The 9,550-nt window shown below is 65.4% G+C and carries 10 protein-coding genes; 6 read left to right on the plus strand and 4 right to left on the minus strand.

Annotated elements, in window-relative coordinates:
- Positions 1-473: 473 nt before the first annotated feature.
- Both H2040_RS13945 and H2040_RS13950 read right to left on the minus strand, forming a co-directional pair.
- Positions 474-2,633: a prolyl oligopeptidase family serine peptidase gene (locus H2040_RS13945; RefSeq protein ID WP_287158178.1), complete on the minus strand. Its 2,160-nt coding sequence runs from the start codon at positions 2,631-2,633 to the stop codon at positions 474-476.
- A gap of 85 nt (positions 2,634-2,718) precedes the next feature.
- Positions 2,719-3,270, minus strand: coding sequence for a biotin transporter BioY (locus H2040_RS13950; protein WP_287158180.1), 552 nt, complete (start codon positions 3,268-3,270; stop codon positions 2,719-2,721).
- Between the two features lie 146 nt (positions 3,271-3,416).
- On the opposite strand from H2040_RS13950, the gene dapF reads away from it, so the two are divergent.
- Positions 3,417-4,232: a diaminopimelate epimerase gene (gene dapF / locus H2040_RS13955; protein ID WP_287158182.1), complete on the plus strand. Its 816-nt coding sequence runs from the start codon at positions 3,417-3,419 to the stop codon at positions 4,230-4,232.
- A gap of 2 nt (positions 4,233-4,234) precedes the next feature.
- Here the strand turns inward: dapF and H2040_RS13960 are convergent, their stop codons facing one another.
- Positions 4,235-4,456 (minus strand): hypervirulence associated TUDOR domain-containing protein, encoded by a 222-nt coding sequence (locus tag H2040_RS13960; protein ID WP_287158184.1) that lies wholly within the window; start codon positions 4,454-4,456, stop codon positions 4,235-4,237.
- 110 nt (positions 4,457-4,566) lie between these two features.
- Here H2040_RS13960 and mtaB point away from each other — a divergent pair, with 110 nt between their 5' ends.
- From mtaB to H2040_RS13985, 5 genes are read left to right on the plus strand one after another with little or no spacing between them, the layout of a single operon-like run.
- Positions 4,567-5,832 carry a tRNA (N(6)-L-threonylcarbamoyladenosine(37)-C(2))-methylthiotransferase MtaB gene (gene mtaB, locus H2040_RS13965; RefSeq protein ID WP_353844868.1) on the plus strand — a complete coding sequence of 422 codons (1,266 nt, stop codon included), beginning with the start codon at positions 4,567-4,569 and terminating at the stop codon, positions 5,830-5,832.
- Positions 5,829-6,764, plus strand: coding sequence for a signal recognition particle-docking protein FtsY (ftsY, locus tag H2040_RS13970; protein ID WP_287158186.1), 936 nt, complete (start codon positions 5,829-5,831; stop codon positions 6,762-6,764). The genes mtaB and ftsY overlap by 4 nt, the downstream gene beginning before the upstream one ends.
- Complete coding sequence (locus H2040_RS13975; protein ID WP_287158188.1) at positions 6,761-7,606, plus strand: EamA family transporter; 846 nt, start codon at positions 6,761-6,763, stop codon at positions 7,604-7,606. The genes ftsY and H2040_RS13975 overlap by 4 nt, the downstream gene beginning before the upstream one ends.
- 34 nt (positions 7,607-7,640) lie before the next feature.
- A complete protein-coding gene (locus tag H2040_RS13980) occupies positions 7,641-8,330 on the plus strand; it encodes an inner membrane-spanning protein YciB (protein ID WP_287158189.1) in 690 nt (229 codons plus the stop codon).
- Positions 8,331-8,334: 4 nt separating this feature from the next.
- Positions 8,335-8,856: a DinB family protein gene (locus H2040_RS13985; RefSeq protein WP_287158190.1), complete on the plus strand. Its 522-nt coding sequence runs from the start codon at positions 8,335-8,337 to the stop codon at positions 8,854-8,856.
- 54 nt (positions 8,857-8,910) lie between these two features.
- Here the strand turns inward: H2040_RS13985 and H2040_RS13990 are convergent, their stop codons facing one another.
- Entirely contained in the window at positions 8,911-9,222 is a 312-nt protein-coding gene (locus tag H2040_RS13990) for a GIY-YIG nuclease family protein (RefSeq protein WP_287158191.1), read from the minus strand.
- Between the last annotated feature and the right edge of the window lie 328 nt (positions 9,223-9,550).

Consider the following 9,550-nt stretch of genomic DNA (forward strand, 5'->3'; position numbering starts at 1 on the left):
CCGGCCTCTCCATCCGCTGCCGCCAGAGTCTTAATAGCCAGGGCATTTCAGCCTCAGACTGGCGCCTGGCGGTGCGCCGGGACGCGCACGGACTCGGTCGAGCCATGCCGTATCCCGGGAACCGCGTTCAACTCCGTCCCTCGGGCGACCGGATCCGAAGCCCCTCGCATGACGGCGAACGGGGACGAGTATGGCTCAGGTGGGAAGTCGGTCTGATATTTTGGGGTTCGTCCCTGCTTTCTGGCCCTTCGAGACGCCTCGCCCTTGGCGCGGCTCCTCAGGGAAAGGGTGATAGGAAGGGATGGAGAAACAATAACCTACAACTCCAACCCTTAGCCTGAGGAGCCCGTGAGGGCGTCTCGAAGGCGGACTTCAGAGAGCGCGAACTTCCCCGGGAAACCCGGCTGTTTATCCATGAAAAAAGCCCCTCCCGTTTCCGGAAGGGGCGCTTTCTTACGCGTGCAGGTCTGGTCTTAGGCGTCGTCGCCGTTGAGGCGGTCCCAGAGCCAGGTGTATTCGAGGGCGACGCGGTTGGCCGTCTCGATCAGGTTGGCGGCGGCGGAGTGGCCGCCTTCGATGTTTTCGTAATAGTCGAAAGCGTGGCCTTCTTCGGCGAGGCGCGCGGCCATCTTGCGGGCGTGGCCCGGATGGACGCGGTCATCCTTGGTGGAGGTCACGAAGAAGATCGGCGGATAGTCCGCGTCCGCCTCGACATTGTGGTAGGGCGAGATGGATTGCAGGAATTCGCGCTCTTCCGGGATTTCCGGGGAGCCGTATTCGCCGACCCAGGACGCGCCGGCCAGCAGCTTGTGATAGCGCAGCATGTCCAGCAGCGGCACCTGGCAGACGACCGCGCCCCACAGATCCGGGCGCTGGGTGTACATCACGCCCATCAGCAGGCCGCCGTTCGAGCCGCCCATGATGCCCAGATGCTCCGGGGCGGTGACGCCGCGCTCGATCAGGTCCTCGCCCACCGCGATGAAGTCGTCATAGATGACCTGGCGGTTGGTCTTCAGGCCGGCCTGGTGCCAGGCGGGGCCGAATTCGCCGCCGCCGCGGATATTGGCCAGCACGAACGTGCCGCCGTTTTCCACCCACAGCTTGCCGCGCAGGGCGGAGTAGGACGGGTCCATCGTCACCTGGAAGCCGCCATAGCCGTAGAGCAGGGTCGGGTTGGTTCCGTCCAGCTCAACGCCTTTGGGCTTCATCACGAAATACGGGACGCTCGTGCCGTCCTTGCTGGCCGCCTCCATCTGCTCGACCTCCATGGTGGCGGAGTCGAACCATTCGGGAAGCTGCGCCGCGACGGAGGGCTCCAGCGTGGTCAGGTCCACGGCGTAGAGCGTGTCGGGGGTCAGCATGTTCTCGACCGAGAAGAAGGCGAGCGCGGACTCGCGGTCCGCATCGGCCAGCGAGACGACGGAGTTTTCAGCCAGCGGAATGCGCGTGGACTGCCACTGTCCGGCGTCGTCCAGCGTGTAGAGCCAGGCCTGGCCCTGCACGTTCTCGGTGATCGAGACGATCACGCCCGCCGCGGTGGCGGAGGCGGACTGGAAGGCCGAGCGGTCGTCCGGCGTGTAGACGGCCTGCACGCCGCCCAGCTGGCCGGTTTCCAGATACTGGTCGATATCGAAGGAGACGAGCTGACCCGAGGTGAACGCGCCGCCCGATTCCGGCGCCCAGTCTTCCTGCAGGGCGACCAGAAGCTGGCCTTCATGGATGTCGGTGATGGAGGACTTGGCGGGCAGGGGCAGCTGCACCTTCTCGCCTTCCGCGTCCAGCATCCACCACTTGGTCTCGTAGAACGTGTCGGCCTCGGAGAAGGCGACATAGGTGCGGGCCTCGGTATGTATGGCGAACGGCCAGACGCCGACATCGGTCTGGTCGCCGCGGATCACTTCCTCGGCATCCTCCAGCGGGGTTCCGCGCCGCCACGTCTTCACGACGAAGGGGTAGCCGGACTCGGTCATCGTGCCCTCGCCCCAGTCGGTGGCGACCAGCAGTTCGTCCTCGCTGATCCAGCTCGTGAAGCCCTTGGCGACGGGCAGGGCGTAGCCGTCCTCGACGAAGGACTTGGTCTCGACATCGAACTCCCGGCGCACCGCGGCGTCGGAGCCGCCCGGCGACAGGGTGATGATGCAGCGGCGATTGGCCGGTTCGGCGCAGGAGGAGCCTTTATAGACCCAGGAATCGCCCTCTTCCTCGGCCAGCGCGTCGACGTCCAGCAGGATGTCCCATTCGGGCGCGCCCGACATGTAGGATTCCAGCGTGGCCCGGCGCCAGATGCCCTTCACGTGGGTCTCGTCCTGCCAGAAATTATAGACGTGATCGCCGCGCTGCGACGGGTAGGCGATCTTGTCTTCGGAGTTCACGATCGCGAGGGCTTCGTTATAGAGCTCCTCGTAAAGCGGATCGGCCTTGAGCGTATCCAGCGTGCCGGAATTCCATTCGCGCACCTGGGTCAGCGCGCGCTCGCCCTCCACCTCTTCCAGCCAGAGGAAGGGGTCGGCGGCCGCGGCCTCGGTCGTCTCGCTCATCGTGTCCTGTGAATCCTCAGTCGTATCCGCGTCCTGCGCCAGCGCGGACGTGGACATCAGCGCCGCGGTCAGCGCGGCGGCGGTCATGTGTCTCATAATGGAGTCTTGCCTCTTGCCTCTCCCGAACATCCCCGCGGGCGAACCTAGCCGAGCGGACGGGAGAGGCAAAGGCGGGAAACGGTCAGGCGGCGCGTTTTGCGGGACGGGCGGCGGCGGTGACCGCGGTGGCCAGCGCCGATTTCACCAGCGCGCCAGGCAGGAAGGGCAGCAGGCCGCCCGCAATCGCCGCCGTCGCGCCCAGCGTCACGGCCAGCCAGGCGACGCCGCCGGCCAGCACGATGACGTGCGCCGCGGCGAACACGGCAAACGCGGCGAAGGCGTTGCGCAGCCAGCCGCGGTCAGAGGCGTAACCGGCCAGCCACGCCGCCGGCAGGAAGGCGATCAGATACCCCCCGGTCGGGCCGGCGAAATAGGCCGGGCCGGCGCCGGCGGTGAAAACGGGCAGGCCCATCAGGCCCTCCGCCAGATAGGCGGTGACGGCCAGCGCCGCGCCGCGCGCCCCGGCATAGGAGCCGATCAGGACCAGGGCCAGCGTCTGCAGCGTCATCGGCACCGGCCACATCGGCGCGTTGATGCGCGCGGCCAGCGCCAGAATCAGCGATCCGATTAGGGCGCTGGAAAGGAGGGCCAGCATAGAGTTCGGGCGGGGGACAGTGATGGACCTTGCGATCATCGGGGCCTTCCTATCTTTGGCGTGCGATTTGTTTCATCACTCCGGCTAGCGCAGCCGGGCGGAGAGTTCCAGTGTCCACGCTCATGAAAACGCCATATGCGTCTGGTCATTCACAGGATGCGGGCGCGGCGGACAGAGGCGGTTATATGCGGTTTTTGAAGATGAACGGGGCGGGCAACGCGTTTGCCATCTTCGACGCCCGGGAGAAGGGCCGCCTGACCCTGGCCGAGGACCAGGCCGCGGCCATCGCCAAGGCGACGCGCGCCGATCAGGTGATCGCCATGGAGCCGTCCGGCGAGGCCGATGTCTTCATGCGCATCTGGAACGCCGACGGGAGCGAGGTCGGGGCCTGCGGCAACGCCGCGCGCTGCGTCGCCTGGTTCCTGATGAACGAGACGGGCCATTCGCGGCTGACCATCGCAACGACGGGCGGAAACCTGCGCGCCGAACGCGCCGGAGAGTACGCCATCACCATCGATATGGGGCCGCCGAAGCTGGACTGGACGGAGATTCCGCTGGAAGAGCGCATGGATACGCGCGGCATCGACCTGAAGATCGGCCCCATCGACAACCCGGTGCTACAACTGCCCGGCGCGGTGAATATGGGCAATCCGCATGTCGTCTTCTTCGTGGAGGACGCGGAAAAGGCCCCCGCCGAGACGGTGGGCCGGATGATCGAGCGCCACCCGCTCTTCCCGGAAGGGGTGAATGTCGGCTTTGCCGAAGTGCAGGCGCCGGACCGCATCCGCCTGCGGGTGTGGGAGCGCGGGGCGGGCCTGACCAAGGCCTGCGGCACGGGCGCCTGCGCCGCGCTGGTCGCCGCGCACCGCCGGCGGATGTGCGAGCGCAAGGCCAGCGTGATCGTGGATGGCGGAGAATTGCTGATCGACTGGCGCGGCAACGGACATGTCTTCATGACCGGCCCGGTCGAGCTGGAAGGCGAAGGGTCGCTTCCGCTCTAGACCTAAAACGCCTTGTGGACCTCTGAGTGGGATTTGAGGACGGAGTCGCCGTCATCCTGTTCGATCAGGTAGGCGGGGCAGTCCTCCGACGCTTCGCGCTTGATCTCCGAGCCCTTGATGGTGCGGGTGACGTCACGGGTGAAGATTTCGGAGACGATTCCCGTGGCCTCCCCCTGGCCCCAGTACCACTCGACCTTGGTGCCTTCGTTATAGCGTCTTGTCATGGGGATAACTCATGTGTGCGTTGGCGCGGCGCGTGACAGTTAAATGACGGACGGGGCGAACAGTTCCCGCGCTTGATAAAATTCCTGTGAAAGCCCAGTTTCCCGCCGCTATGACGACAGGCGCGAAAGATAATTTGCGGGTCGAGACGCTCGGCTGCCGGCTGAACAGCTGGGAGAGCGAAGTCATGCGCGACCATGCGCGGGCCGCGGGGCTGGAAAATGCCGTCATCGTCAATAGCTGCGCGGTGACCGGCGAGGCCGTGCGCCAGACGCGCCAGCGCATTCGAAAGGCCCATCGCGCCAATCCGGACGCGCAGGTCATTGTGACGGGCTGCGCCGCGCAGGTGGAGCCGGGCACGTTCGACGCCATGCCGGAAGTCAGCCGCGTGATCGGCAATGAGGAAAAGCTGACCCGCGGCGCCTGGGACCGCCTTGCCAGGGGCGAGGGCGGCCGGGTTCAGGTCTCCGACATCATGCGCGCCACCCGCCCGCGCGGCGCGGTGGTGGAGGGCATGGACAAACGCGCCCGCGCCCATGTGCAGGTCCAGACCGGCTGCGACCATCGCTGCACCTTCTGCATCATCCCCTATGGCCGCGGCAATTCGCGCTCCGTCCCCGCCGACGAGGTGGTGACGCGGGTGCGGCGGCTGGTGGAGACCGGACACCAGGAAATCGTGCTGACGGGCGTGGACATCACCTCCTGGGGCGAGGATCTGGACGGCAAGCCGGAGCTGGGCGTGCTGGCCGGGGCCATCCTGCGGGAGATTCCCGAACTGCCGCGCCTGCGGCTGTCCTCCATCGACGCGGTGGAAATTGACGATGTGCTGTTCGAGTTGATTGGAAGCGAGCCGCGCCTGATGCCGCATCTGCACCTGTCGTTGCAGCATGGCGACGACATGATGCTGAAGCGCATGAAGCGGCGGCATCTGCGCCATCACGCCATCGCGCTGACCGACAAGATCCGCGCGGCAAGGCCGGACGTGGCGTTCGGGGCGGACCTGATTGCCGGTTTCCCGACCGAGACCGAGGCGATGTTCGACAACGCGGTGAGCCTGGTGGAGGAATGCGGGCTGTCCTATCTGCACGTCTTTCCGTTCAGCCCCCGCGAGGGCACGCCCGCCGCGCGGATGCCGCAGCTGGACCGGGCGCTGGTGAAGGAGCGCGCGGCGCGCCTGCGCGAGGCCGGAGACGCGGCGCTGAACCGCCATCTGGACCGCCGCGCCGGGACGGCTGCGCGGGCGCTGGTGGAGAAGCCGGGCTTTGCGCGGGACGAGGATTTCACCCCGGTTCGCATGATCGGCGGCCAGCCGGGCGACATCGCCGAACTGACGCTGGGCGCGGCGAACCCGAAAAAAGAGATGCAGGCCGCCGCGTGAGCGATCAGGACAAGAAGCCCGGCCTGTTCTCCCGCTTTGCGAAGGGATTGAAACGCTCCTCCGACCGGCTGTCGGAGGGCGTGGCGGCGATCGCCAAAAAGCCGCTGGACCAGGAAACGCTGGACGAGCTGGAAGAGCTGCTGATCGCCTCCGACCTTGGCGGCGTGGCGGCGATGGAGATTGTCGAGGCGCTGAAAGAACAGCGCTTCGGCGAGAATGTCAGCGAGACCGAGATCAAGGAAGCGCTGGCGGCCGAGATCGCCAAGCGCATGAAACCCTATGAAAAGCCGCTGGACCTGTCCGGCGCGCCGCCGCGCGTGGTGCTGTTCGTGGGCGTGAACGGCTCCGGCAAGACCACGACGCTGGGCAAGATTTCCCAGAAGCTGAACGACGAGAACCGGCGCCCCCTGATCGCGGCGGGCGATACGTTCCGCGCCGCCGCCGTGGAACAGGTCGCCGCCTGGGCCGACCGGACGGGGACGCCGATCATCAAGAAGGATATCGGCGCGGACGCGGCGGGCCTGATCTTCGACGCCTACGGGCAGGCGATGATGCAGGGGCGCAACGTGGTGCTGGCCGATACCGCCGGGCGGCTGCAAAACCGCCGCGAACTGATGGAAGAGCTGGAGAAGATCGTCCGGGTCCTGAAAAAAAAGGATCCCAAGGCGCCGCACGAGGTGATCCTGGTGCTGGACGCCACGGTCGGCCAGAACGCGCTGAGCCAGGCGGAAATCTTCAAACAGGCCGCCGAGGTTTCCGGCCTTGTGATGACCAAGCTGGACGGCACGGCGAAGGGCGGCGTGCTTATGGCGGTGGCGGAAAAGCACGATTTGCCGATCTATTATATCGGGGTGGGCGAAGGGGTGGACGACCTGCAGCCGTTTGACGCGGAGGCTTTCGCGCGCGGGCTGGTGGGGCTGGACGCCGGATGAGCTCGGCACTGGTCGCGGCAGCGGCCATGCTCGGCTCGGCGATATTCCATTCTTTCATGAGTCTTCTGACCAAGCGGGCTGGCGACAAGCTGACCTTTCGCGCGGTCAGCATGCTGGTCTCTGTGGCGTTGTTCACGCCGGTTCTCCTGCTGTCGCCCTTTCCGGGCTGGGAGGTCTGGCGTTTTTTGCTCATCGGCGCATTACTGGTCTGGATCTATAACCTGTTGATGATCGCCACCTTCGAGCGCGGCGACATGAATCTGGTCTATCCGGTGATGCGCGGCGGCGCGCCTGCTTTGGCCGCGGTTGGCGCCTATATTTTTCTGGGAGAAACGCTTTCTACTGTTTCGATACTCGGCCTTGCGATCGCCAGCGGGGCGCTGCTGGCCTTTGCGTGGCCCGAACGGGGCGGCGCGCCCAAGGCTGCGGCGCTCGGCTTTGCTGTCGCCGCGGCGGCCATGACCGCATCCTACTCGGTCAATGACGCCGCCGGCGTGCGCGCCTCGGGCAATGCAATCATCTATGCGGCCTGGTTTTTCGTACTTTGCGCGGCGCTTTTGTCCGCGACGGCCCTGGTCCGGCGGCGGCGGGCCATCTTGCCGCTGGCCAGGCAGGAACTGGGGCCGGCCACGCTGTCAGCTTTCATGGGCGTCGGCACCTATACGCTGGCCCTGTTCGCCTATTCAATCGCCCCTGTCGCGCCGATGGCGGCGCTGCGCGAGACCAGCGTGGTGTTCGGCGCGCTGCTGGCCGCGCTGGTGCTTAAAGAGCCATTCGGGCTGCGCCGTCTTGTGATGGCCGTGTTGCTCGGCGGCGGATTGGCTTTATTACAGGTTGGGTAGTTCAGGCGCGCCGGTAACGGCCTAAGGAGAACGAGTGAGCCAGACGCAAAAGATGACCGACGAACAGGCCGGCCAGCAATTGAAGAAGCTGCTGGTCGACATCGGTCCGGTTCTACTCTTCACACTCTCCTACAACGTCTTTTTCCGGATGGAGCCGGGCGAGGACGGAACCGGCGGCATGATCGGCGCCGATCAGGCGATTTTCTGGGCGACGGGGCTGTACATGGCCGCGGCGGCCGTGGCCTTCATCTACGCCAAGCTGGTGCAGAAGCGGCTGTCCTATCTGCTGATCGCCACCACTGTGCTGGTGCTGGCCATGGGCGGCATCGCGCTGGCCTTCCATTCCAAGCTGATCATCTACATCAAGCCGACCATCATGAATCTGGTCTATGCGGTGATCATATTCGGATCGCTGGTGGCCGGGCGGAATGTCTGGAAGCTGGCCTTCGGATCCATGTTCACCCTGCCCGATCCGGTCTGGCGCACGCTGGCCGTGCGATGGGCGCTGTGGTTCGTGTTCCTGGCCATCCTGAACGAAGTGGTGTGGCGCACGATGAGCGAGGGGTTCTGGGTGAATTTCAAGGTGCTGGGCGTAATCCCGCTGACTTTCGTGTTCGCCATGGCCAATGTGCCGCTGACCCTGAAATGGACCGACCGGTCCAACGAGGACTACGAAGCGGGGCGCGACAACAAGTCGGCCGAGCAGGAAGAGGAAGCTTCCTGAGCCGATGAGCGCGGCGCGCGGATATCTCCTCCGCCAGTTCGACACGGCCTGGGCGCTGACCGAATATCATCTCGAAGACCTGACGACCGAAGAATGCCTGTGGCGGCCCGCGGAAAAGGGGCTGCATGTCCGCAAGGATTCGGGCGGAGCCTGGCGCGGCGAATGGCCGGAGAGCGAGGGCTATGACCTTGGCCCGCCCTCCATCGCCTGGACGACCTGGCATATCGGATTCTGGTGGTCGATGGCGCTGGATCATGCGTTCGGCGACGGGACGCTCTCCCATGAAGACGTGGTCTGGCCGGGCGAGGCCGACGGCGTGCGCGCGTGGCTGGACGGGTTGCGGGAAGACTGGCGGGGACGGCTGGAGAGTCTCGGCGAAGCGGATCTGGCCTCGGCCGAGCGAACCCGCTGGCCGTTCCGCGACCGGCCCTTCGGCGATGTTGCGGCCTGGGTGAATATCGAACTGATGAAGAACGCGGCAGAGATCGGCTATGCGCGGTTTCTTTTTGCGGTGCGAGCGAAGTAATTGTCAGTGCAACTATAAAAACCGTCATCCTCCGGCTTGACCGGAGGACCCAGTTTAAATCTGAGGCCCGAGCCAGCCGCTCGCGACTTCGTCATACAGATCGCGCCACTGCGGGTTATTCCGCGCGATCAGTTCCAGCTTCCATTTGCGCAAATAATGCTTCAATCGCTTCTCGCGATTGATGGCCGCGTCCACCGTCTCGAACGTCTCGAAATGCACCAGCATCGAGACGCCGTATTTCTTGCAGAATTTCGAGCCGCGCCCTTCGCGGTGCTCCCACACGCGCCGGATCAGGTCATTCGTGACGCCGACATAGAGCGTTCCGTTACGGGCGCTGGCGAGGATGTAGACATAGAAGGCGCGCATGAATTTCCACACTTCGCGCCACTCTGGGTCCTCCGGTCAAGCCGGAGGATGACGGATTATTTTATGTGTTTCTTTGTGAAAGAGGAATCCGTCCGGGGCGGGGAGCGCAAGGTTCGGGTCGCCAGCGCCGGAGTTCGAGGCCAAGGCTTCGTCATCAGAAGACGGAGTTTTCCCATGATCCTGAATATCGTTCCCATGACCGCCGAAACCGCCGAAGCGATCCGCGCGGGCGGGCTGGATGCGGCGGGGCGGACCGCCGCGCGCATGGTCTCGACCGGGGCGGGGTTCCCGTGCCGGCTGTGCCTGCGGAACATTGGCGAGGGGGAGG

This window comes from Euryhalocaulis sp. (genome assembly GCF_013911995.1).
Lineage (GTDB): Bacteria > Pseudomonadota > Alphaproteobacteria > Caulobacterales > Maricaulaceae > Euryhalocaulis > Euryhalocaulis caribicus.

What these genes read in the sequence shown, in the direction of transcription:
- H2040_RS13985 (WP_287158190.1), top strand. Translation starts at nt 8,335, where the DNA reads ATGAGCGCGGCGCGCGGATATCTCCTCCGCCAGTTCGACACGGCCTGG.
- H2040_RS13945 (WP_287158178.1), bottom strand. Translation starts at nt 2,633, where the DNA reads ATGAGACACATGACCGCCGCCGCGCTGACCGCGGCGCTGATGTCCACG.
- mtaB (WP_353844868.1), top strand. Translation starts at nt 4,567, where the DNA reads ATGACGACAGGCGCGAAAGATAATTTGCGGGTCGAGACGCTCGGCTGC.
- dapF (WP_287158182.1), top strand. Translation starts at nt 3,417, where the DNA reads ATGCGGTTTTTGAAGATGAACGGGGCGGGCAACGCGTTTGCCATCTTC.
- H2040_RS13975 (WP_287158188.1), top strand. Translation starts at nt 6,761, where the DNA reads ATGAGCTCGGCACTGGTCGCGGCAGCGGCCATGCTCGGCTCGGCGATA.
- H2040_RS13950 (WP_287158180.1), bottom strand. Translation starts at nt 3,270, where the DNA reads ATGATCGCAAGGTCCATCACTGTCCCCCGCCCGAACTCTATGCTGGCC.
- H2040_RS13960 (WP_287158184.1), bottom strand. Translation starts at nt 4,456, where the DNA reads ATGACAAGACGCTATAACGAAGGCACCAAGGTCGAGTGGTACTGGGGC.
- H2040_RS13990 (WP_287158191.1), bottom strand. Translation starts at nt 9,222, where the DNA reads ATGCGCGCCTTCTATGTCTACATCCTCGCCAGCGCCCGTAACGGAACG.